The organism is Massilia glaciei, assembly GCF_003011895.2.
GTDB lineage: Bacteria > Pseudomonadota > Gammaproteobacteria > Burkholderiales > Burkholderiaceae_D > Telluria_A > Telluria_A glaciei.
Genome location: NZ_PXWF02000222.1, coordinates 26,558 through 49,263, shown reverse-complemented (window position 1 = coordinate 49,263; position 22,706 = coordinate 26,558). Strand labels below are relative to the sequence as shown.

At 68.7% G+C, this 22,706-nt stretch carries 23 protein-coding genes and 1 pseudogene; 17 read left to right on the top strand and 7 right to left on the bottom strand.

Annotated elements, in window-relative coordinates:
* The first annotated feature begins 370 nt into the window (after positions 1-370).
* Together C7C56_RS29365 and C7C56_RS13340 are read left to right on the top strand one after the other, a co-directional pair.
* Positions 371-1,120, top strand: coding sequence for a response regulator (locus C7C56_RS29365; RefSeq protein WP_229458758.1), 750 nt, complete (start codon positions 371-373; stop codon positions 1,118-1,120).
* A 147-nt stretch (positions 1,121-1,267) separates the two neighbouring features.
* Positions 1,268-1,798, top strand: a complete 531-nt coding sequence (locus C7C56_RS13340) for a porin family protein (protein WP_181373171.1) — start codon at positions 1,268-1,270, stop codon at positions 1,796-1,798.
* 270 nt (positions 1,799-2,068) lie between these two features.
* Here C7C56_RS13340 and C7C56_RS13335 read toward each other — a convergent pair whose 3' ends face one another.
* On the bottom strand, positions 2,069-4,753 hold the full coding sequence (locus C7C56_RS13335; RefSeq protein ID WP_181373170.1) for a polysaccharide deacetylase family protein: 2,685 nt from the start codon (positions 4,751-4,753) through the stop codon (positions 2,069-2,071).
* A gap of 88 nt (positions 4,754-4,841) precedes the next feature.
* A complete protein-coding gene (locus tag C7C56_RS13330) occupies positions 4,842-5,450 on the bottom strand; it encodes a TetR/AcrR family transcriptional regulator (protein WP_106757865.1) in 609 nt (202 codons plus the stop codon).
* A gap of 125 nt (positions 5,451-5,575) precedes the next feature.
* Between C7C56_RS13330 and coaD the strand changes: the two genes are divergently transcribed.
* Genes coaD through C7C56_RS13295 form a run of 7 tightly spaced genes read left to right on the top strand, consistent with a single transcriptional unit; the run spans position 5,576 to position 15,045 of the window.
* Positions 5,576-6,715 (top strand): pantetheine-phosphate adenylyltransferase, encoded by a 1,140-nt coding sequence (coaD, locus tag C7C56_RS13325; RefSeq protein ID WP_106757864.1) that lies wholly within the window; start codon positions 5,576-5,578, stop codon positions 6,713-6,715.
* A 60-nt stretch (positions 6,716-6,775) separates the two neighbouring features.
* Complete coding sequence (locus C7C56_RS13320) at positions 6,776-8,152, top strand: SWIM zinc finger family protein (RefSeq protein WP_106757863.1); 1,377 nt, start codon at positions 6,776-6,778, stop codon at positions 8,150-8,152.
* A 52-nt stretch (positions 8,153-8,204) separates the two neighbouring features.
* On the top strand, positions 8,205-9,764 hold the full coding sequence (locus tag C7C56_RS13315; protein ID WP_109246573.1) for a DUF5691 domain-containing protein: 1,560 nt from the start codon (positions 8,205-8,207) through the stop codon (positions 9,762-9,764).
* An 11-nt stretch (positions 9,765-9,775) separates the two neighbouring features.
* Positions 9,776-10,855, top strand: coding sequence for an ATP-binding protein (locus C7C56_RS13310; RefSeq protein ID WP_219933154.1), 1,080 nt, complete (start codon positions 9,776-9,778; stop codon positions 10,853-10,855).
* A 21-nt stretch (positions 10,856-10,876) separates the two neighbouring features.
* Complete coding sequence (locus tag C7C56_RS13305; protein ID WP_106757860.1) at positions 10,877-13,183, top strand: DUF5682 family protein; 2,307 nt, start codon at positions 10,877-10,879, stop codon at positions 13,181-13,183.
* Positions 13,180-14,334 carry a VWA domain-containing protein gene (locus C7C56_RS13300; RefSeq protein WP_106757859.1) on the top strand — a complete coding sequence of 385 codons (1,155 nt, stop codon included), beginning with the start codon at positions 13,180-13,182 and terminating at the stop codon, positions 14,332-14,334. Before C7C56_RS13305 ends, C7C56_RS13300 begins: the two co-directional genes overlap by 4 nt.
* A gap of 36 nt (positions 14,335-14,370) precedes the next feature.
* Positions 14,371-15,045, top strand: a complete 675-nt coding sequence (locus tag C7C56_RS13295) for a hypothetical protein (protein ID WP_106757858.1) — start codon at positions 14,371-14,373, stop codon at positions 15,043-15,045.
* 16 nt (positions 15,046-15,061) lie between these two features.
* On the opposite strand, the gene C7C56_RS13290 is transcribed toward C7C56_RS13295, so the two are convergent.
* Positions 15,062-15,529, bottom strand: a complete 468-nt coding sequence (locus C7C56_RS13290) for a host attachment protein (RefSeq protein WP_106757857.1) — start codon at positions 15,527-15,529, stop codon at positions 15,062-15,064.
* 132 nt (positions 15,530-15,661) lie between these two features.
* Here C7C56_RS13290 and C7C56_RS13285 point away from each other — a divergent pair, with 132 nt between their 5' ends.
* On the top strand, positions 15,662-15,913 hold the full coding sequence (locus C7C56_RS13285; RefSeq protein WP_146204470.1) for a hypothetical protein: 252 nt from the start codon (positions 15,662-15,664) through the stop codon (positions 15,911-15,913).
* A 6-nt stretch (positions 15,914-15,919) separates the two neighbouring features.
* Here the strand turns inward: C7C56_RS13285 and C7C56_RS13280 are convergent, their stop codons facing one another.
* From C7C56_RS13280 to C7C56_RS13270, 3 genes are read right to left on the bottom strand one after another with little or no spacing between them, the layout of a single operon-like run.
* On the bottom strand, positions 15,920-16,390 hold the full coding sequence (locus C7C56_RS13280; RefSeq protein WP_106757855.1) for a DUF2269 family protein: 471 nt from the start codon (positions 16,388-16,390) through the stop codon (positions 15,920-15,922).
* Positions 16,387-16,782 (bottom strand): DoxX-like family protein, encoded by a 396-nt coding sequence (locus C7C56_RS13275; RefSeq protein ID WP_106757854.1) that lies wholly within the window; start codon positions 16,780-16,782, stop codon positions 16,387-16,389. The genes C7C56_RS13280 and C7C56_RS13275 overlap by 4 nt, the downstream gene beginning before the upstream one ends.
* A complete protein-coding gene (locus tag C7C56_RS13270; RefSeq protein ID WP_106757853.1) occupies positions 16,779-17,906 on the bottom strand; it encodes a saccharopine dehydrogenase family protein in 1,128 nt (375 codons plus the stop codon). The genes C7C56_RS13275 and C7C56_RS13270 overlap by 4 nt, the downstream gene beginning before the upstream one ends.
* 201 nt (positions 17,907-18,107) lie before the next feature.
* Here C7C56_RS13270 and C7C56_RS13265 point away from each other — a divergent pair, with 201 nt between their 5' ends.
* From C7C56_RS13265 to C7C56_RS29890, 7 genes and pseudogenes are all read left to right on the top strand, one after another.
* A complete protein-coding gene (locus C7C56_RS13265; protein ID WP_106757852.1) occupies positions 18,108-18,569 on the top strand; it encodes a GyrI-like domain-containing protein in 462 nt (153 codons plus the stop codon).
* 20 nt (positions 18,570-18,589) lie between these two features.
* The gene (locus C7C56_RS13260) at positions 18,590-19,066 is read left to right on the top strand and encodes a VOC family protein (RefSeq protein ID WP_106757851.1); all 477 of its coding nucleotides are present in this window, start codon (positions 18,590-18,592) and stop codon (positions 19,064-19,066) included.
* A 25-nt stretch (positions 19,067-19,091) separates the two neighbouring features.
* Positions 19,092-19,517, top strand: a complete 426-nt coding sequence (locus C7C56_RS13255) for a YciI family protein (protein ID WP_106757850.1) — start codon at positions 19,092-19,094, stop codon at positions 19,515-19,517.
* A 12-nt stretch (positions 19,518-19,529) separates the two neighbouring features.
* Positions 19,530-20,393 carry a YciI family protein gene (locus C7C56_RS13250; RefSeq protein ID WP_106757849.1) on the top strand — a complete coding sequence of 288 codons (864 nt, stop codon included), beginning with the start codon at positions 19,530-19,532 and terminating at the stop codon, positions 20,391-20,393.
* Complete coding sequence (locus C7C56_RS13245) at positions 20,393-21,682, top strand: RNA polymerase sigma factor (protein ID WP_106757848.1); 1,290 nt, start codon at positions 20,393-20,395, stop codon at positions 21,680-21,682. Before C7C56_RS13250 ends, C7C56_RS13245 begins: the two co-directional genes overlap by 1 nt.
* A 30-nt stretch (positions 21,683-21,712) precedes the next feature.
* Positions 21,713-21,772: pseudogene (locus C7C56_RS29895) on the top strand (hypothetical protein); the annotation flags it as partial.
* A 101-nt stretch (positions 21,773-21,873) separates the two neighbouring features.
* Entirely contained in the window at positions 21,874-22,020 is a 147-nt protein-coding gene (locus C7C56_RS29890) for a DUF2145 domain-containing protein (protein ID WP_229458757.1), read from the top strand.
* Between the two features lie 22 nt (positions 22,021-22,042).
* Here the strand turns inward: C7C56_RS29890 and C7C56_RS13235 are convergent, their stop codons facing one another.
* Positions 22,043-22,678, bottom strand: a complete 636-nt coding sequence (locus tag C7C56_RS13235; protein ID WP_106757847.1) for a head GIN domain-containing protein — start codon at positions 22,676-22,678, stop codon at positions 22,043-22,045.
* Positions 22,679-22,706 lie beyond the last annotated feature (28 nt).

Below are 22,706 nucleotides of genomic sequence, written 5' to 3'. Positions count from 1 at the left end.
CGCGGCGCCCGATTCGAGCGCCGCCACGCGCGCCCCGGCGCCGTCGAGGGCCAGCGCGCGGTAGTCGCGCAGCGCCTCGGAGGGGGCGCCGCCGGCCGCCGCCGGCAGGGCCAGCAAGGCCAGCAGCAAGGAGGTGTGGACGATCGCGTTTGACTGTTTCATGCTGAAAGTCTAAACGAAGTCAGTTCTTGGGAGCATGATTTATTGAAAAGGGGAAAAAGCGGCCCCGGGTCTGCGGACGGGTCGCGGTTGTTAATAATAAATAGTTTTCATAATTACCACGATAAATGCCAAAATGTTTCGCTAAATCTTTACTATCGGCCCGGCAGGGCCCATCATTTGACGGTATCCATAACTGATCGGAAGTGCTGTGGGAATTCTTGATAAGGTCAAATTCGCGTTTCGCAGGGAAACTGTCGAGACGCCCGCACCGGCCGCCCCCGCCGCCGCGCCGCCGGCCGCGCCCAGCGAGCGCCGCGCGGGCGTGCGCCACAACGCGCGCGAAGGCACGCGCGTGCTCATCATCGACGATTCGCCGACGGTCGTGTTCGCCTTCAAGAAGATCCTCAAGTCGGTCGGCTGCGTCACGATCGAGGCCGGCGACGCCGAGCTCGGCCTTGAACTGGCGCGCAGCGAGCGGCCCGAACTGATCTTCCTCGACATCGTGCTGCCCGGCATGAACGGCTTCGCCGCGCTGCGCCAGATCCGGCGCGACCCGGCCCTGCGCGACATCCCGGTGATCATGATCAGCAGCAATGAACAGGCGACGGAGCAATTTTTCGGCAGCAAGATCGGGGCCGACGACTTCATGAAAAAGCCGTTCGGCCGGATCGAGGTGTTCGCCCGCATCGGACGCATGCTCGACGCCGACAACATACCGCGACGCATGATCCTCACGCCCGCGCCGGGCCCGGCGCCGCAGCCGGACGCGGCCGCCTCCAACGCGGTCGCCGGCGCGCCGCAGGCCGGCGCGCCGGCGGGCGACGCCGCGCTCGTGGCGGCCAAGCAGGAAACCGCGAGCGCGCGCGCGGCGGCCGAGAAATCGGCGCTCGAGGCGGCCGAACTGCGCAACCGCATCGCCGCGCTCGAAAACTCGCTGGCCCAGTCCGGCAAACGCTGACGCCCCGGGCGGCGGGGCGGCAACGGCGCGCCGCGCGCCACCGCCCGTATTTCCCTGAAAACAACCAAGAATAATCCGATCTGTATGATGTCGGCAACTGTACGCTTTCGTTACAGTTGCCCCCACATACATACAATTGGACACACCATGAAAAAGAATCTGCTGATCGCTCTGCTGGCCGCCGCCTCCCCGCTCGCGGCCCAAGCCGCCGACAACTACGCCGGCATCAGCGCCGGCCGCACCGACCACGAACTGTCGGTTGGCAATTTGTCGGTCGACGACAAAGGCCAGGGCGTCAAGCTGTTCGCCGGCCACCAGTTCGACCCGATGTTCGGCATCGAGGGCGGCCTCGCCTTCCTCGGCGAAGGCAAGGTCGGCACACTGTCGGCCAAGCCGCGCGCGCTGTACGTCGCGGCGACCGGCAACTGGCCGCTTTCGTCGCAGTTCTCGCTCACCGCCAAGGCCGGCGTCACCCACAACCGCACCGAGTTCACCTACACCGGCGGCAGCGACAACGACAGCGCCAACTCCGTCATGCTCGGTTTCGGCGCTGTTTTCAAGATCAACGCCAACGTCTCGCTGGTGGCCGAATACGAAAACTTCGGCAAGGTCGCCAAGGACGACGACGTGACCCTCAGGTCGAGCATGCTGTCGGCCGGCGTGCGCTTCAACTTCTAAGCACCGGCACCGCGATCGGAAACCGGCGCCCGTGCCGGTTTTTTTACATCTACCCACCCAACCATCGTCCAAACCACACTGTTGGCGCGGCGCGCTAGGAGACTGTCGGGCTTAGGGAGTCGAAGCGAAACGGTCGAGGCAAAAAAACGCTGGACGAGGACAGATTTTGACGATTTCGCAGTGCCAATAGCGAGCTATTGGCCGAGAAAGCGGCGAAATATGGACCGTCCAGCGCTTTTTGCAGCCGACGATCCTAAGTCCGCCAGGCTCCTAGCGCCGCTCGAGCTGCTGCCGGACGTAGGCGGCCGAGACGCCGTTGGGCACCAGCTCGAGGTAGGTGGTGTAGGCCGCCCTGGCCTTGGCGCCCTCGCCCGCGCGCGCGTGCGCGTCGCCCAAATTCAGGTAGGCGATCGCGCGCGAGGGATCGAGCTTGACGGTGTTTTCGAACCAGCGCGCCGCCTCCCTGAACTTGCCCTGCTTGTAAAACACGAAGCCGAGGTTGTTGGCCGCCAGCGCGAAGCCGGGGCGCAGCTTGAGCGCCTCGGCAAATTGCGCCTCGGCCCCCGCGTACCGCTTTTCCTTGTACAGCTGCAGCCCCCGGTCGTTGGCCCGCTGCGCCTGCTGGCGCGCCGACGACGGCACCGCGCCGGCCGGCACGATCTTCTGCTCGCCGCCCTGCAGGTCCCTGACCACCACCGGCGCGGCCGCGGCGCCGGCCTTGGCGCCGCCGTCCGGGCGCGCCGCGTCGAGCTTGACGTTGAGCGCGATCGCCTCGCTCGACAACTGCGCCGTCTCGGGCCCCAAAAATTCGGTCTCGCCGGGCAGCTCGAACACGAAGTCGCCCCCCTCCGAACCGGGCAGGCTGCCGAAGGCCGGGGTCTGGTCCGACACGCCGGCCACCGCCGGCGCCACGAAGGCGGCCAGCTCGGTGGCCGTGATCAGGCCGTCGCCGTTCAGGTCGCCCTTGCCGCTCAGCGCCTGCAGCAGCGTCCAGGTGAACACCGAGTGGCCGTTGGGGCCGCCGTCGGCCACCAGTTGGTCGGTGCCGCCGGCGGTGAGCATCTGGCGCCCGATGCGCCTGGCGTTGTCGCGCAAAAAGTTGCGCGAGCCGGCCCCGCGCGTGAGCCCCAGCCCGCTGTAGCAGGCGTCCATCACGAACAGGGTGTGCCGGGCGGCGAGGCCCTCGGCGATGTTCTGGATCTCGGTCATCGGGATCGCGTCGGTGGCGAACTGGTCCGGGTCGGAGTCGTACGGCACGATGTAGCCGAGGTCGCGTCCCGAACTGAGCTTGCGGGTGGCGCCATGGCCGGCGAAGAACACGAACACGCGGTCGTTCTTTTGCACGCCGCCATGCCCGAGTCGGTCGTGGAACGCGGCCAGGATGCCGTTGCGGGTGGCCTCGGCGTTCTTGAGCGTGATCACGCGCGCGGGGGCGAAGCCGAATTTGTCGATCAGCGTTTCGCGCACGCCCTCGGCGTCGCGCACCGCGTACTCGAGCTTGGGCCACTTCGGGTAGTCGTCGATCCCGATCACCACCGCCCACGAGTTGGCGTAGCCGGCCGAGACCGGCTTCTCGGCCGGCGCCGCGGCCGCCCTGGCCGCCTTGAAGCCGGCGCCGTCCCAGCCGGCGAACTGGTAGCCGTCGGCCACCAGCCGGTCGAGGATCGCGGGCAGCGCCTTGACGGTGCGCTCGTGGATGTCGTGGAACAAGATGATGCCGCGTCCCTCCTTTTGCACCGTGCGCAGCACGCGCTCGGCGATCGAGCTCGGCACCGGGTCGGCCCAGTCGAGCGAGTCGATGTTCCACATCACCGAGGTCAGCTTGGCGCCGGCCAGCGTGGCCATGCCCTCGCTGTTGCGCGCGCCGTAGGGAAAGCGGAACAGCGGCGCGCGCGCCGCGTCGACCTCGCGCAGCACGCGGTCGCTGTCGAGGATCTCGGCGCGCAGCGCATCGCCCGACTGTTTGGCCAGCTGGGCGTGCGTCATGCTGTGGTTGGCCAGCACGAAGCCGGCCGCCTTGAGGCGCCGGCTCACCTGCGCGCCGGGGTTCAGCGCGACCTCGCCGGCGGCCCCGAGCTTGCCCATGTTGTGGCCGACGCTGAAGAACACGCCGGGCACCTGGTACTGCTTGAGGATCGCGGCGATCTCGTCGCTGTAGCGCTTGTGCGGGCCGTCGTCGAAGGTCAGCACCAGCGTCTTGGGCGGCAGCGCGCGGCCGAACATCTCGCCCTCCTCGGGCGCCGGCGGGGCCGGGTACGGCAGCACCACGCCATGGTCCCTGAGGATGGCCTCGCGCGCGTACAGTTTTTTGAGATGGCCGACGTAGGCCTCCCACTTCTCGCGCCCCAGCGCGATCGCGCGCGGCGCGAAGCGCCCGAACACCTGGGCGATCTCCTTCTCGTAGTTGCGCTCGATCTCGGCGAGCGCCTCGAGGTCCTCGGAAATGCGGCGGTGCAGCTTGATCGCCGGCAGCGACGAGTCCCTGGCCACCTCGCCCAGCAGCGCCTGCAGCAGTTCGCGGAAGGCGAGCCGGTCGGCGTCGTACATGCCCGGATCCGATTCGATATACCCGAGCAGGGCGCCTATGGCGTCGTGGCGCGCCGGGTTGCCCGACCCGGCCAGCGCCGCGAGGGCCGCGTTGAGGGCGCCGGTGCGCGCCTGGTTCTCGTGGAACAGCCCCTGCCCGACCCGGTTCACGTGGGCCAGCTCGGCCGGCGTCATGGACTGCTCGTCGGCCACAAGCACGATGATCTTGCGGAAATTGGCGAGCAGCGCGTGCAGCTGGGCGTCGGCGGCGCGCACGTCCATGCTGGTGGCCACCGCGCCGATGGCCGGCGCGGCGGGCGGCGTCGCGGGCGCCGGCGGCGCGCCGGAACGAACGCCGAACAGCAGGGCGCCGCCGACGGCCAGCGAGGCGGCTACGGTGGCGGCGATTTTTGGCAATTTGGCGGTCAAGGCGGTCCGATGGGTCGACAGAATGATCTGCTGATTGTATTGCAGACGTTGCAAATACGAAAGGAAGGTTAATGGACTTTCAAAGAAACTATGCCGGCGCCTCGGCGGCGATGTAGCGCTGCACCAATTGCGCCGCCGTGCCGGCCGCGAATCCGGACGGCATCACGCCGGGCGCCGCGCTGGCGAGCTGGAACGCGCCCTCCATGAAGGCGAGCAGGGCCGCCGCCAGGAAGGGCACCTGGCCCAAGCGCCTGCCCTGCTCGCCCATGCAACCGGCCAGCAGGCTTTCGATCAACACCAGTTCGGCGCCCACCGCCTCCTGGTAGACCCGGCGCACCTCGGGCTGGCGCACCGCCTCGGCGCCGATCACGACCCAGGCCGCGACCGCGTGGCCGTCGGCGCCCTCGCCCGTGCCCAGCCGCGCCGTGATGTAGGCGAGCAGGCGCTGCTCGGCCGTCAGCGCGCCCGCGGCCAGGCCCTCGTAGCGCGCGCGCGACAGTTCGGCCAGCGTCGTGACCAGCTCGACGAGGATCTCGACCTTGGTCTTGAAGTGGTAGTGCAGCAAGCCCGGCGCGAGCCCGGCCTGGCGCGCGATCAGCTGGATGGTCGCCTTCTCGTAGCCGTGTTCGGCCATCGTGCTCAGCAGGGCGGCGACGATCTGCGCGCGCCGCTGTTCGGAATTGGGTCGCCTGGACATGGCTTTCGCCCTCATAATTTGGTTGAACGACCAAATTATACTTGCGGCCCATCGCGTTGTACACTAAGCTCGCAAATATTGGTTATACAACCAAATATTCAACCGGAACGCCACGGAGCCAGCGCATGAAAAAAATCGCCTTTTCGGGAACCCTCGATCCGATCACGAACGGCCACATGTGGGTGGTGCAGGAGGCGCGCGCCCTCGCCGACGAGGTCGTCATCCTGATCTCCGAAAACCCCGCCAAAAAGCCGCAGTTCCCGGCCGCCGAGCGCAAGCGGATCGTCGAGCAAAGCGTGGCCGGGCAGGGCTGGACCAATGTGAGCGTGATGCTCATCAAGGGCGACTACACGGCGCGCGCGGCCAAGCGCCTGGGCATCGACTACCTGATCCGCGGCATCCGCAACACGTCCGACTTCGACTACGAAAACCTGATCCAGCAAGCCAACGTCGACGTCCTGCACGGCGCCAAGACGCTGTTCGTGATGCCGCCGCGCGACCTCGGCTCGGTCAGCTCGAGCTTCGTGCGGGCCCTGCAGGGGCCGGTGGGCTGGCACTGGACGGTGCGCAAATTCATGCCCGCGCCCGCCTACCAGGCGTGGATCGGCGAATTCCTGCGCAAGGAGTGGGAGAGCCTGTGGCCGGCCGGCGCCAACAGCGATCACTGGTTCGCGCGCCTGACCGGCCCCGAGGGCTATGGCGGCCCCGGCCGGCACTACCACAACCTCGACCACCTGCTGCACGGCCTGAGCGAGATCGGCGTGTGGGCCGCCAACACCGACGCCTCGCAGGGCGACATGCAAGAGCTTAAAAAGGCGTTCTGGTTCCACGACGCGGTCATGCGGGGGCCGGACGGCGCGCAGCCGGACGCGCAGTCCGACGAGGAGCGCAGCGCCGCCCTGTGGCTTGGCGCCGAACTCGACGCCGCCGACGCCGACGGGCCGGCCGCGCTGATAAGGGCCACCGCGCACCTCGGCGGCGGCGCCGCCGCGCACCGCCTGAAGGGCCTGATGCTGGGCGCCGACCTGGCGATCCTGGGCCAGGCCGACGGCGTCTACGACGCCTACGCGCGGGCGGTGCGGGCCGAATACGCGCACCTCGACGAGGCCGCCTACCGCGGCGGCCGCGCGCGCGTGCTGCGGCACTTTTGCGACATGGCGCGCGCCGGCACGCTCTACCGCGCGCCCTACTTCGCCGGGCTGTACCAGCACAAGGCGCTCGAGAACATGACGCGCGAAATCGCCGGCCTGGACGGCGATTGCTAAATGGTAAATATTCTCCGGCAGTAGTGCTAGAATCCGTCATCCCATTTCGCCCGAGACGCGATGACACTGACGGCAGAACAAATTCTCGCACTCGCGCCCGATCCGGCCTCCGCAAAGGCCGGCAACGCCCAATCGAGCCCCTCGCACTGGTCCGGACTCGGCGGCCACGAACAGGCCCTGTGGGGCTTGTGCCAGGGCAGCGGCAAGGAGCCGTACAAGGCCCAGATCGATCTGGCCGGCCCCGCCTTCAAGTGCAGCTGCCCGAGCCGCAAATTCCCCTGTAAGCACGGCCTCGGGCTCTACCTGCTCTACGAGAAGCAGCGCGCCGCGTTCAGCGACACGGCGGCGCCCGCGTGGGTGACCGACTGGCTCCAAAGCCGCGAACAAAAAATCGAGAAAAAGGCGGCCAGGCTCGCCGAAGCCGAGCTGGCCCAAACGCCCGAAGAGATCGAGGCCAAGGCGCACAGCCAGCAAAAACGCCAGGACAAGCGCGAGGCCAATGTCGGCGCCGGCTGCGACCTGCTCGAGACCTGGCTGGCCGACCTCGCGCGCGAGGGCCTGGCCGGCCTGCGCGCGCGTCCGGCCGGCGATTGGGAGGCGATGGCCGCGCGCATGGTCGACGCGCAGGCGGGCGGACTGGCGGCGCGCATCCGGCGCGCCGGCATGCTCGTCTACGGCTCGAGCCAGCCCGGCTGGGAAATCCCGCTCGCGCGCGAACTGGCGCAACTGGCGCTGCTGGTGCGCGGCTACCGCCGCATCGCCAGCCTGCCCCGCGGTTTGCAGGACGACGTCCGGGGCGCGCTGGGCTGGGTCTCGGGTGTCGACGAGGCGCTGGCCGAGCCGGGCGTGGCCGACCTGTGGCGCGTGTGCGGCAACCACACCCAGGAGGACGAACGCATCGGCCGGCGCGCCTGCTACCTGCGTGGTCGACAAAGCGGGCGCTGGGCCATGCTGCTGCAGTTTTCGGCCGGCGCGCAGGCGCTGCCGCCGCCCCTGATCCCGGGCACCTGCCACCAGGGGAGGCTGCACTTTTATCCCGGCGCCAATCCGTTGCGGGCCGCCTTCGGCGCCGACATGGCCCTGTGCGAAGCGGCGCCGGGCGAGGCGGGCGACGCGGGCGCCGCCGCCCCGGCGGCCCTGCTGGGCGACTATGCGCAGGCGCTGGCCCGCAACCCCTTCCTTGAACTGCAGCCGATGCTGCTCGACCAGGTCGCGCCGCACTACGCGGGCGGGCCGTCGCCGCATTGGCTGCTGCGCGCCGCCGACGGAACCGCGCTGCCGCTCGAGGGCCGCTTCCGCCACGGCTGGCAGTTGCACGCGCTGGCCGGCGGCGCCGCGGCGACCGTGTTCGGCCTGTGGAACGGCTACGCCCTGCTCCCGCTTGCGATCACGGTCGGCGCGCGGCTGCACGGCTTCGATGGCGAGAACCCGCAATGAGCGCGCACCCATGAGCGCGCACCCATGAGCCCGAACCCATGAGCCTGCACCCATGAACCTCCACCCCCAATTGCACAAGGCCTTGCTCGCCGGTGTCGAGCGCGCCCCGCTCGGCGCCGGCATGGGCGCGAGCGAAGAACTCGACGTCTTGCTCGCCGCCGCCAAGGGCGAGCACCTGTTGTGGCAGGCGCTGGCCGCGAACGACCTGTGGCAGCGCGCCGGCTTCACCCCGCCCGCGCTGGCGCGGGCGGCCGGGGCGGCCCCGGCCGACCCCGCGCGATGCCCGCGCGCCGCCGAACGCGTGCTGCAACTTATCCTGCGTGGGATCCACCCGGAATTGCTCGACCAATGGCTGGCACTGGCGCGGGCCGCGCGGGTGCCGCTGCCGCACGCCTGCATCGTGCCCCTGCTCGAGATGGGCATGCAGAAACCGGCGCTGCGGCACGCGCTCGCGCCGCTGCTCGGCGAACGCGGAAACTGGCTGGCCGCGCAAAACCCGGCCTGGGCCGAACGTTACGGCGTGAGCGCAGTGGCCGGCGAATCGGTCGACACCAAATGGCAACTGGGCAGCATCGAGGAACGCGGCTTCGCGCTCGAGGCCATGCGGCGCGCCGACCCGGCCGCCGCGCTGGCCGCGCTCGAGGGCGAATGGGCCAACGAGCCGCCCGAACACCGCGTCACCCTGCTGCCCTGCCTCGCCACCGCGCTGACCCTGGCCGACGAAGCCTTCCTTGAACGCGCGCTCGACGACAAGCGCAAAGAGGTGCGCGCCATCGCGCAGAACCTGCTCGCGGGCCTGCCCGGCGCCCAACTGGGCGCGCGCTGCGCGGCGCGCCTCGAGGCGCTGTTCACGTTCGGGCGCGCCGCCGGCAAACTGGAGGTGCGATTGCCCGACGTGTGCACCAAGCAGATGAAGCGCGACGGCATCGGCCTGCAGACCCACCATGGACTCGGTGAAAAGGCCGGCCTGCTGCTCGACATGGTCAGCTGCGTGCCGCCGGCGCATTGGAGCGGCGCCTGGGACCTTCCGCCGGCGCGGGTCATCGCCCTGTTCTCGGCCCACGAATTCAACTTCGCGCTGCTGACCGGGCTCGCCCGTGCGGCGGGACGGGCCTTGCGCAACACCCCCGGCGAGGCCGCGTTCGACTGGTTCCTCGCCCTGATCGGCGCCGGCGGCGCGGGCGGGGTCGATCTGGTGGCCTCGCTGCTGCCAGACATCGAACTGCTGCCCCCCGCCCTTCAGGAAAGCGTTCTGCAACGCTGGTTGAGTGACGCGCGCCAGGGCCGCGAGGGATACCGGCAAATCACCCACCTCATCGAGCATAGCGCGGTGCGCCAGGCGCGTGCGCTGTCGCCCGCGCTGTCGCGCCTCGCCCTGACCCAGGCGCAACGCCAGATGCTCCACGACGGCGCCTCCCAGTACAGCGCGCGCGGATTCTTCAGCGTGTTGCGGCTGGCGCTGGACGCCGGCGATTGCGCCTATCTCGACGACAACTGGCCCGCCGACGGTTGGGAACACTGGCCGCACTGGCGCCCCGCGCTCGACGAATTCAAGGAAACGATGCACTTCCGCCACACGATGCAAGGCAGTTTTTTGGAGAACGACGCATGACCACAACACCCATCAACAACGTGATGCGGCAGCACGCCGAGCAAGAGTACGCCCACGAGCTCAGCGCGCTCAAGGAAATGGACCAGCGCCAGCGCCCCCCGAACTGGGAACTGTCGCCGTGGGCCGTGGCGACCTACCTGCTCGGCGGCACGCTCGACAATGGCGTGCTCATCAGCCCCAAATACATCGGCAAGCGCCGCATCATCGAGATCGCCGTGGCGACCCTGGCGACCGACCGCGCCCTGCTGCTGCTCGGCGTGCCGGGCACCGCCAAGTCGTGGGTGTCGGAGCACCTGGCCGCGGCCATCAGCGGCAACTCGACGCTGGTGGTGCAAGGCACCGCCGGCACCGCCGAAGAAACCATCCGCTACGGCTGGAACTACGCGCAACTGCTGGCCAAGGGCCCGAGCATGGCGGCCGTGGTGCCCAGTCCCGTGATGCGCGCCATGCGCACCGGCAAACTGGCGCGCATCGAGGAACTGACGCGCATCCCGGCCGAGGTGCAGGACAGCTTCATCAGCCTGCTGTCGGAGAAATTGCTGCCGATCCCCGAGCTCGACGAATACGTGCAGGCGGCCAAGGGCTTCAATGTGATCGCCACCGCCAACGACCGCGACCGCGGCGTCAACGAGTTGTCGAGCGCGCTCAAGCGCCGCTTCAACACGGTGGTGCTGCCGCTGCCCGACAACGCCGACGAGGAGGTCAGCATCGTCGAGTCGCGCGTGGCCAGCCTGGGGCGCGCGCTCGAACTGCCGATCGAAAAGCCGGCGTTGCAGGAGATCCGCCGCATCGTCACCATCTTCCGCGAGCTGCGCGCGGGCCAGACCGACGACGGCAAGATCAAGCTCAAGTCGCCCTCGGCGAGCATGAGCACGGCCGAGGCGATCTCGGTCGTCACCAACGGCATGTCGCTAGCGGCCCATTTCGGCGACGGCACCCTGCGCGGCGGCGACATGGCCTCGAGCATGGTCGGCGCGATCGTCAAGGACCCGGTGCAGGACCGCCTGATCATGCTCGAATACCTCGAGACCGTGGTCAAGGAGCGCGAAGGCTGGAAAGACCTGTACCGCGCCTGCCGCGAGGTGCTCTGATGGCGCGCCGCCGTTCCTGACATGGCCGTTCATTTATTCGGCATCCGGCACCACGGCCCGGGTTGCGCGCGCAGCCTGGCGCAGGCCCTCGATCAATTGCAGCCCGACCTGGTCCTGATCGAAGGCCCGCCCGAGGCCGACGAGCTGTTGCCGCTGGCCGGGCGCGACGACATGCGCCCGCCGGTGGCGCTGCTGGTCTACGCGCCGGCCATGCCGCAGCACGCGGTGTACTACCCGTTCGCCGAATTCTCGCCCGAATGGCAGGCGATCCGGTTCGGCCAGGCGCGCGGCGTGCCGACCCGCTTCATCGACTTGCCGCTCGCGCACACGCTGGCGCAGGGCATGACCCTGCCGGCCGAGGCAGCGGACGACACGGACGCCGCGCCCGTGGCCAGGTCCGACGACGAGGCGGCGGGCGCCGACGACGCGGACCAAGCCTCCGACCAAGTGGCCCGCGAACCCGAGCGCGAGCGCGAAGACGTGCTCGCCGGACTGGCGCGGGCGGCCGGCTTCGCCGACACCGAAACCTGGTGGGACCACCTGGTCGAGCAGCGCCACGACAGCCTCGAACTGTTCGCCGCGATCGAAGAGATGATGACGATGGCGCGCGACCAACTGGCGCGGACGCTGTCGCCGCGCGAAGCCCGGCGCGAGGCGCACATGCGCCAGATGATCCGCCTGGCCCTCAAGCAGGGCCACCAGAACATCGCCGTGGTGTGCGGCGCCTGGCACGTGCCGGCGCTGCGGACCATGCCCACGGCCAAGCACGACAAGGATTTGCTCAGCGACCTGCCCAAGGCCAAGGTCGCCGCGACCTGGACCCCGTGGAGCTACGGGCGCCTAAGTTTCAGCAGCGGCTACGGGGCCGGGGTGCAGGCGCCCGGCTGGTACCACCACCTGTGGAACACGCCGCACAAGGCGTCCCTGTACTGGCTCACCGACGCCGTGCGCCTGTTGCGCAAGCACGGGCTCGACGCGTCCTCGGCCCATGTGATCGAAGCGCTGCGCCTGTCGGACACGCTGGCGAGCATGCGCGAGCGTTCCCGCCCCGGCCTCGAGGAACTGCTCGAGGCGCTGCAAAGCGTGCTGTTCGGCGACAACGACGCGCCGCTGCGGCTGATCGAACGCGAGCTGCTGGTCAACGACCGGCTCGGCGGCGTGCCGGCCGACACCCCCACCCTGCCGCTGCCGCAAGACGTGAGGCAACTGCAAAAGCGCTACCGGCTGGCCCCGCGCGCCGACCACACCGAGCTCGACCTCGACCTGCGCCAGCCGGCACACCTCGAAAAAAGCGTCTTCCTGCACCGCCTCGCGCTGCTCGGCATCGCGTGGGGCCGCACCCGCGCCACAAGCGGCAAGACCGGCAGCTTCCACGAGCTCTGGGTGCTCGAGTGGAAACCCGAATTCGAGCTCGCGCTGATCGAGGCCAACGTCTGGGGCCCCACGGTGGAGGTGGCCTGCAACGCCCACCTGTGCCACCAGGCCCGGCAATTGCAGCAACTGCCCGCGCTGACCGCCCTGGTCGAGCAGATGCTGCTGGCCGACGCCCGCCCCGCCGTGCCGGTGCTGATGGCGCGCATGCAGGCGCTGGCCGCGGGCACCCAGGACGCCGGCGTGCTGCTGGCCGCGCTCGCGCCGCTGGCCAATGTTCTGCGCTACGGCAATGTGCGCGGCACCGACACCACCAGCGTCGCGCTCGTGCTCGGCGGCCTGGTGCAGCGCGCCTGCCTGGCGCTGCCGGTGGCCGCGCGCGGCATCAACGAGGACGCCGCGCACGTGTTGCTGGCGCAAATGATCCAGGCCGACCGCGCCATCGCCCTGCTGCAACGGGAGCGGCACAAGGCCGACTGGCTCGCCGCGCTGGCGCAATGCGTGCGGGTGCAGGTGCACGCCCTGATCGCCGGGCGCGCCGTGCGCATTTTGCTCGATCAGGAACACTGGAGCGTCGTGCAGACCGCGCAGGCGCTGTCGCTGGCCTGCAGCAACCCGATCAACCCGCTCGCCACGGCCGAATGGCTCGAGGGCTTTCTGCAGGGCAGCGGCTTGCTGCTCGTGATGAACAACGCCCTGTGGCACATCCTCAACAGCTGGGTCGCCGGCCTGCCCGAGGCCGCCTTCACCGAACTGCTGCCGCTGCTGCGGCGCACCTTTGCCACGTTCGAGGCGGCCGAGCGGCGCCAACTGGCGCAGCGCGTCTCGAGCGGCGGCGTGCTGCTGGCCGCGTCCGGCACCGAGAGCGAGATCGATGCGCGCCGCGCGGCACTGGTGCTGCCGATCCTGGCGCGCCTGCTCGGCCCCACCACCACCACGCGCGAGGAACCGGCATGAGCACCGCGCCGCAAAAAATCGACCAGGCCGCGCTCGAGCGGCGCTGGCGCCTGATGCTCGGCAGCGACGCCGACAATCTCGCGCTGCCGACCGGCGACGCGCCGCTCGAGCGCACCCTCGGCGCGCTGTACGACAAGCAGGAGCGCAAGGGCGGACTGCAGGGCTCGGCGCCGTCGGTGGCGCGCTGGCTGGGCGACATCCGCGAATACTTCCCGTCGAGCGTGGTGCAGGTCATGCAGAAAGACGCGATGGAGCGGCTCGGGCTGCAACAGATGCTGCTCGAACCCGAGATGCTGCGCAGCGTGCAGCCCGACGTGCATCTCGTGGCGACCCTGCTCTCGCTCAACCGCCTGATGCCGAGCAAGACCAAGGACACGGCGCGCCAGGTGGTGCGCACGGTGGTCGCCGAGCTCGAACGCAAGCTGGCCAACCCCTTGCGCCAGGCCGTCGCCGGCAGCCTGAACCGGGCGGCGCGCAACATGCGCCCGCGCCACAACGAGATCGACTGGCTGCGCACGATCCGCGCCAACCTGCGCCACTACCAGGCCGACTACCAGACCATCATTCCCGACACCCGCATCGGCTTCGCGCGCAAGACCCAAAGCCTGCGCGACATCATCCTGTGCGTCGACCAGAGCGGCTCGATGGCGCCATCGGTGGTCTACGCGAGCGTGTTCGCGGCGGTGCTCGCGAGCATCAAGGCGGTGTCGACCCAGGTGGTCGTGTTCGACACGGTCGTGGTCGACCTGACCCCGCTGCTGGCCGATCCGGTCGACGTGCTGTTCGGCACGCAACTGGGCGGCGGCACCGACATCGACCAGGCGCTGGCGTATTGCCAGGGCCTCGTCAAGCGCCCGCAGGAGACGATTTTTGTGCTGATCAGCGATTTGTACGAGGGCGGCAACGCGGCGCAGATGCTGGCGCGCGCGCGCAGCATGGTCGACAGCGGCATGCAGATGATCGCCCTGCTCGCCCTCGACGACCACGGCGCGCCAAGCTACGACCATTCGCACGCGGCCCATTTCGCCAGCCTCGGCATTCCGTGCTTCGCCTGCACGCCCGACAAATTCCCCGACCTGATGGCGGCGGCGATCCGCAAGCAGGATATGACGGCCTGGGCCGCGAAAAACGACATCGCCGTTGCGCGATAATTTAGAATACACCCCTTTCCGACCAGGCCCACCAGCATGCACACACGCTTCCTTTCCTGCCTGTTGGTCCTCGCGCTCGCGCTCCCGGCCGCGGCCGCGCCCACGCTGGTGACCATCGGCGAGGCGAACATCAAATTGCCCGAGCCGGCCGGCTTCATCGATCCGACCCCGTTCTCGGCCGAAGGCGCGCAGCGGCTGCGCGCCCTGGTCGACAACGACAAACAACGCTTCGTGGCGACGTTCTTCCTGCAAGGCGACGTCGATGAATTGAAGCTGGGAAAAATGCCCGGCATGGCGCGTGTTTTTTCACTGCGCACGATGCGCGCTATGGAAGAAAGGAAGTTCGGCCCGGGCGAGATCAAGGACATCAAAGAGACCATAAAGCGCAAGCACGAGGAACGGCGCGGCAGTTTCGAGATCGGCGGCGGGGCCGGACGCAAGCTGGCGGCCGACCAGATCGACCTCAGGGTCGGCGAGTTGGCGCCGCTCGGGGTGTTCAACGAAACCGCCAATTCCGTCAGCGTGGCGTTTTTGACCAAAAAGGCGGGCGCCCCCGGGAACGGCCACGAAGTGCTGGTCCAGACCTTTATTTTCTTGAAGGGAAAAAACATGCTGATGCACACGATCAGCAGCTTCCGGTCGGATGACGACATCGCTTGGGCGCGCGCGGCGTCGGCCGAGTGGGTCGCCGCGGCCACAAAAATCAACTGAGCGATCAACTGAGCGATCAACTGAGCGGCGGGGCGTCGCCAAGTTGCTCGCGCAATTGCTTCGCGTTCAACTGGGTGTAGTCCTTGCTGAGCTCCTCGCGCATCAGCGCGGCCACGCGCGGATCGAGCATCTTGCGCAGCAGGCCAAGAAACTGGGGCGACGCCGTCAGGCGCAATTGGTCGAAGCGGCCCTCCTGCCACGCACGCAGCAGGAAGGCGGCGACATCTTTCGCGAACAGTTCGGCGGCGATTTGATCGGGCATTTTGGCCGGATCGTAGCCGCTCGGCTGCACCGGCGCCCCCGTGTTGTGCCCGCTTTTGGACGCGGCCAGCTGGCCGATCTGGTCGCGCTCGGTCTCGGACGGACGCAAGCGCTCGGCCGAATTGACCATGTCGTTGATTTCCTCGAACGGCGCCGCGTGGCGCGCCTGCGAAAAAAAGCGCGCCCGGCCCGCGTTTGCGCTCACGATCCATACGGTGTCCATGTCGTCCCCGGTCGGTGCTTGGCGATGCAGGTTCGATGCCGGGGGCCCGCATTCGTTCCACGCCAGGCGCAAAAAAACCCCGCCGGCAACAGCTATAATTTAACCATTCCCTTCCGCGCGCATAGACAAAAAATGATTGAAAGTAATAGGACGATGGAGCAGGCCAAACGCGATTTCTCGGCCGGACGCCTGACGTCGGCGATGCTGGTCAGGGTCCCCATGAGCGCGAACGCGTGGACCGTGCGCCTGTCGGGCATCAAGGGCGATTCCGGCATGCTGCTCGAGGTGCAGACGCTGGACACGCGCGTCTTCACCAGCCTCGACGGCGCGGTGCGGGCGCTCGAGGAGATCGGTTTTTCGTTCACCCAGCTCAAGGTGCAGTGACCAGCCTCAAAAAACGGGTTTGAACACCATCAGATAGTAAATGCCGAGCATCGCCAGGAAGGCTGGATAGCCGAGCAGCTCCCAGCGCTTCGCACAGCGCCAGTATTGCTCCGGCAACGGCGTCCTTTCCGCGGCGGCCCGGGCGGCGAACGTGGCCATGCGCAGTTGCAGCCACACGACCGGCAGCCAGCACGCCCCCGCCAAGCCGTACAGCGCGAGCGACCAGAGCAGCCAGCTTTGCGACAAGGAATAGCCCGCCATCATGACCATCGCGAACCCGGTGGCCGGCTGGAGCACGATCGCCGGCGTGGTGAACCACCAGTCGGCCCGCACCACGAGGCGCACGACGTGCGCGATGGCCTCGACGTTGCGCGTGCGGTTCGCAAAATACAGATAGAACGCGCTGCCGAAGCCGGTGCCGACGAGCAGCACGCTCGACATGATGTGCAGCCACTTGAGCAGCAGATAGGTATTCATCGGCCACCACTTTCGTGTTTGTGCAACAGCCAGATGATCGCCAGGATCGGCAGGTTTTTGAGCAACGGCCCGAACGGGTGGATCCAGAATTCGGGCAGCGCCACCGTGATGATCGCGCTGTAGACGAGGATCACGGCGGCCTGAAAGCGCCACAGCCAGCGATGCGGCCGCCACAGGGTGAGGCCGCCGAGCGCCAGATCGAGCAAGGCGCCGCCATACAGCGCCAGCAAGGCGGGCCCGCCGTCGAGGCCGGCGCGCGCGAGCATGGCGAGGCTGTCGGCGCGCGGATAGACGCCGAGCACGACCACGCCGGTGGCGATCCAGACGCCCGCCAGCGCCCAGCGCAACACCCTCAGGTCGGCCCGGACCGATTGTTCAGCTTTCCCGTTCAAGGTGCATTTCCTCCGACAGCTTCATTTCCCTCAACAATATCGGTGAGCATGCCCCATTTGGCGAACTCGGGTTCGAACTCGGCCAGCGCCAACTGCCCCATGCAACTGTGGCTGCCGGTCGCGCCCCAGCCGCCGGCCAGCCTGCGCGCGAGCAAAATGGCCGCCATCGCCGGGATCTCGGGGCCGTGGTCGTTGTCGGCCGCGATATGCCAGGCGCGCGCGGCGGGCGCGCCGGCGGCGTCGACGCCGCGCACGCGCACCACCATGCCGCCGAGCCGGGTGCCGAGGAAGTCGGCGCCGCGCCCGGCCACGTGCATCAGCTTGGCGAACCGCTCGGGCCGCGCGATCAGGCCCTTGCGCCGCAAGGTGGCCAGCAGGGCGAACGCGGCCTGCCCGAGGCCCACCTCGAGCGCGGCGCGGAACATCACCGTGCGCACGCCGGGATAACGCGCGGGAAACAATTCGAGATCCGGGATGTCGCACAAGGCGCCGGCGCGCGGGCGCAGGCGCCGGAACGCCACCGGCGCCCGGTCGGCCCAGCCGTAACGGACGACCCAGGCGCCGTCCTGCCACACCTTGATGGGCGCGCCGCAATAACTTAGCACCGAGGCCAGCGTGGCCAGGCCGCGCGGCGCGCTCTGGGCCGGCGCGATGCAACAGTCGATCGAGGCGACGCCGCGCCAGCCTTCGGTCAGGTGGTCGACCACCGCGCTCGACAGCGCCGGCACGGTGCTCGCGCCGGTGATCGCGAGCCGTCCGGCGCGCCTGAAGGCGGCGTCGGTCGCGGCGGAAAAATCACAGACGAAGCGCCGGTTGTCGGCCAGGTCGACATAGTGCGCCCCGGCGGCGGCCGCCGCCAGCGCCACCGCGTAGTCGCCGGGCGCGAACGGGCCGGCCGTGTGGATCACCAGTTGCGCGCCCGCATCGCGCAGCGCCTGCGCGAGGTCGGCTTGCGCCACATCGAGGCGCAATGCCTGCGCGTCGCCGCCGAGTTGCCCGGCAAACTGCCTGGCCTGCCCCAGATCGCGCCCCGCCACGATCAGGCGCATGTCCGCGCGCCGGGCGAGGGCGCGGCACAGGCGCGCGCCGAAATTTCCATATGCACCGATTACGACAATATTCATTGCAACTTTCGATTTTGCTTTCTGTCACCGCGACGGCGCTGCGCGCGCGTGCGGGCCGGATTTAAATAGTGAACATGCTAAGCTTGCCTTATCAAAGAATACATGAAAAAATATTTTTCGCATCCCTGTCGATTTTCCCGAAGCCCGGACGTCGTAGTCATATACGCGGCGCACCGACCGCGTTTTAGAGGAGAAACAACCATGCTCGACACGCCACAGATCACCGAAAGCCCGGCCCGGCAGGCGGCCGTGATCCACCTGACCATCCCGCGCGCCGAGATGCAGGCGCAGATGGGCCCCGCCATCGACGAGTTGATCGCCGCGGTCGTGGCGCAGGGCGTCGGCCCGGCCGGCCCCGTGTTCTCGCACCACTTCCGCATGGAACCCGGGCTCTTCGATTTTGAGGTCGGGGTGCCGGTCTCGGGCCCGGTCGCGCCGGCCGGCCGCGTCAAGGCCGGCGCCCTGCCGGCGGCGCGCGTGGCGCGCACGGTTTTACACGGCGGCTACGAAGGCCTGCCCGGGGGCTGGGGGCAATTCATGGAATGGATCGACCGGCAGGGCCTGGGCAAGACGGACGATTTGTGGGAGGTCTACGTCGCCGGCCCCCATTCCGACCCCGACCCGGCCGCCTGGCGCACCGAACTGAACCAACCACTCAACTAACTTTTCCAAGGAGAACGATCATGAGCACGAACGTCAAACCAATTCCCGAAGGCATGCATTCGATCACCCCGCACATCGTCTGCGCCGGCGCCGAGTCGGCGATGGACTTCTACATCAAGGCCTTCGGCGCCATCGACGGCGGCCGCCTCAAGGGCACCGACGGCAAGTTGATGCACGGCGAGATCCGCATCGGCGATTCGAGCATCATGCTCGTCGACGAGAATCCCGAATGGAATATGCGCGGCCCGCTCGCGCTCGGGGGCACCCCCATCACCCTGCACATGTACGTCGAGAACGTCGACGCCGCGTTCGAGCGCGCCGTCGCCGCCGGCTGCGCGCCCACCATGCCGGTGGCCGACATGTTCTGGGGCGACCGCTACGGCATGGTCACCGACCCGTACGGCCACATGTGGTCGATCGCCACCCATATCCGCGACGTCGCGCCCGACGAGTTGGAGGCGGCCATGATGCAAGGCTGCGGCCCCGAAGCGACGTAACCACCAACACCGAAAGGAGAGCACCATGCGATTCATGATCATAGTCAAGGCCACCCCCGAATCCGAGGCGGGCAAGATGCCGAGCGAGGCGCTGCTCACGGCGATGGGCAAGTACAACGAGGAACTCGTCAAGGCCGGCGTGATGGTCGCCGGCGAGGGCCTGCACCCGAGCTCCAAGGGCGCGCGGGTGCGCTTCTCGGGCGCCAGCCGGACCGTCGTCGACGGCCCGTTCGCCGAGACCAAGGAGCTCGTCGCCGGTTTCTGGCTGTTCGAATGCAGCTCGCGCGAGGAGGCGATCGAATGGGTCAGGCGCTGCCCCAACCCGATGGAGGGCGACTCAGAAATCGAGATCCGGCAGGTGTTCGAGGCCGGCGACTTCGGCGCGGAGTTCACGCCCGAATTGCGCGAGCAAGAAGACCGGCTGCGCGCGACCATCGCGGCGCAAACCTGAGCGGAGCACGGCATGAAATTCATCATCTTCCGCAGGGCAGACGCCGGCACCGAGCAGGGCGCGATGCCGGACGAGCAGTTGCTTAAGGATATGGGCGCCTACAAGGCGCAACTGGTATCCGCCGGCGTGATGCGCGCCGGCGAAGGCCTCAAGCCGAGCGACCAGGCCGTGCGCGTGCTGCTAAGCGAAGGCAAGGTGAGCGTGGTCGGCGGCCCGTTCACCGAAACCAGGGAGCTCGTCGCCGGCATCTCGGTGTTCGAGGCGGCCTCGCGCGACGAGGTCGTCGAATGGATCAAGCGCTGGCCGGCCTCCGACGCCGGACCCGACGGCAAGGTCGGCATCGAGATCCGCGAAGCCGGCTGCCCCGGCGGCTGCGCCGAGGTCCACCCGGACCCGGCGGCGGCGGTCGAGGGTACGCGCTTCGCCATCTTGCTGCGCTCGAGCGCCGAACTCGAGGCCGAAACGCCGGTCCCGCAAGAAGTGCTCGACCGGCTCGACGCCCACAACGCGGCCGAGGCGAAAAAAGGCGTGCTGCTCGCCGCCGACGGCTTGCGTTCGAGCGCGCTGGGCACGCGCGTCAATTTCAGCGCCGGCAGGGCGACCACCGTCGACGGCCCGTTCACCGAAATCAAGGAACTGGTCGCCGGCTACTGGATGATCAAGGCCCGATCGATGGCCGAGGCAATCGCCTGGGCCGCCGCCGTGCCCTACCCGTGCGGCGCGCGGGTCGAGGTCGAAATCCGCCCGATGGTCGAGCCGGGCGACCTCGACCCCGCGTTCACGCCGCCACTGCGCGAAGCCGAGCGACGCATGCGCAGCGAGCAGCTCGAGGCCGGCATGCTCGCCCGGCTCGCCTCGGGCGCGCCGACCTGGTGATGGACGGCGCGTCGACAGGCGCGGCCGCGCGCGCCGCCACACACCGCGTCATCGAGGGTGTGTGGCGCATCGAATCGGCCAAGATCATCGGCGCGCTGGCGCGCATGCTGCGCGACGTCGGCCTGGCCGAGGAGCTGGCGCAGGACGCGCTCGTCAACGCGCTCGAGCGCTGGCCCGGGGCCGGCATCCCCGACAATCCGGCGGCCTGGCTGATGGCGGTGGCCAAAAACCGCGCGCTCGACCACCTGCGCCATGCAAAGCTGCACAACGCCAGGGAGGCCGAACTCACCCACGCGATCGAAACCCAGCTCGAGGACGCGGGCCCAAACCCCGAGGCGGCGCTGGCCGGCGACATCGGCGACGACATGCTGCGCCTGATGTTCGTCGCCTGCCACCCGGTGCTGGCGACCGAGGCGCGCGTGGCGCTGACGCTGCGCCTGCTCGGAGGCCTGGCCACCGCCGAGATCGCGCGCGCCTTCCTAGTCTCCGAGGCCACCGTCGCCCAGCGCATCGTGCGCGCCAAGCGCACGCTGGCCGAGGCGCGCGTGCCGTTCGAGGTGCCGCCCGCCGACCAGCTCGCGGCCCGGCTCGGCTCGGTGCTGCAGGTCGTCTACCTCATTTTCAACGAGGGCTATTCGGCCAGCGCCGGCGACGCCTGGCTGCGCCCCAAGCTGTGCGAGGAGGCGCTGCGGCTGGGCCGCGTGCTCGCCGAGCTGGTGCCGGGCGAGCCCGAGGTCCACGGCCTGGTGGCGCTGATGGAGATCCAGTGCTCGCGCAACCGCGCGCGCGTCGGACCCGGGGGCGCGCCGGTGCTGCTGCTCGACCAGGACCGCAGCCGCTGGGACCAGTTGCTGATCCGGCGCGGGCATGCCGCGCTCGAGCGCGCCGCGCAGCTTGGCAAGGGCTTCGGCCCGTACGCGCTGCAGGCGGCGATCGCGGCCTGCCACGCGCGCGCGCTGGCGCCGGAGCAGACCGACTGGCTGCGCATCAGCGCCCTTTACGACGCGCTGGCGCAACTGACGCCCTCACCCGTGATCGAACTGAACCGGGCGGTGGTGCTGTCGATTGCCTACGGGCCGGCGGCCGGGCTGGAACTGGCCGACCGCCTCGTGCGCGAGCCCGCGCTCGAACGCTACCACCTGCTGCCGAGCGTGCGCGGCGACCTGCTGGCCAAGCTCGGCCGCAACGCCGAGGCGCGCGCCGAGTTCGAGCGCGCCGCCGCGCTGACCAACAACACGCGCGAGCGCGAACTGCTGCTGGTGCGCGCGGGCGCATGCGCCCGGGGCTGACCGTCCAAGGCCATCGACGACCGCTCGCTGGTGGTGCACGAATTGAACGGCTGCGGCACCGACGCCTCGCAGCTGTACAACGATGGCCTCGGCAATTTTTTCCCCGACGACGTGTTCGAGTACAAGGCCGCCCCGCGCCGACCACGCCGACCACGCCGAGCATCCCGGCCGCGACGCGCCTCGGCGGGCGCATGTTCCGCGCCAATATCGCCTTCGACGACCACCCGTTCGGTCGCCGCATGGCCGGCCAGATCGACACCGTGACGGTCGAATCGATCGTGCGCTTCATCCGCGCGCGCGACCCCGACATGAAACAGCTCGAGGTCGCGCTTTTTTGACGCAGCCGTTTTGAACGGTCGCTTAGTCGCCCGCGCGCACGCTGCCGATGCCCTGCACCGATTTGTTGACCTTCTTCGGATTGCCGTAGTAGTTCAGCGACCCCATGCCGCTGACGTTGAGGTCGAGCCGCTCGCTCGCATACACCTTGACCGAGCCGACGCCCTCGAACCTGACCTTGGCGTCCTGCGCCAGCAGCGCCTTGGTGTCGATCGCTCCGACGCCGTTGGCCTTGACCAGGAGCTGGCGCACCTTGCCGTTGGCGACCAGCCTGCCCGCGCCCTCGAAGCCGAGGTCGAAGCGCTCGGCGTTGATGTTGTTGACCACGGCCTGGCCCGCGCCCTCGACCTTGAAGGCGCGCAGGGTCGGCACCGAGATTGTGATTTTTTCATCGTCGTCGAGCTTCATGCCCTTGTCTTCGCCCTGGAACGTGATAACCAATTCTCCGTCGACGACGCGGGTCCCGACCTTTTTGATGAATTTCTCGTCGCCGGCGATCTGCACCGCCTGCGCGGCGCCGACCTGCACCACCATGTTGACGGGACCTTTGATGCTGATTGCGTCGAACGGCGCGACAGTGCGCGATTGCTCGGCCGCGTTGGCGGGGCCGCCAAGCAGGGACAGGGACAAGAACAATGGAAGAACAACTTGGCTGCGCATGATATTTCCTCAAAGTGGTGGAGAACTG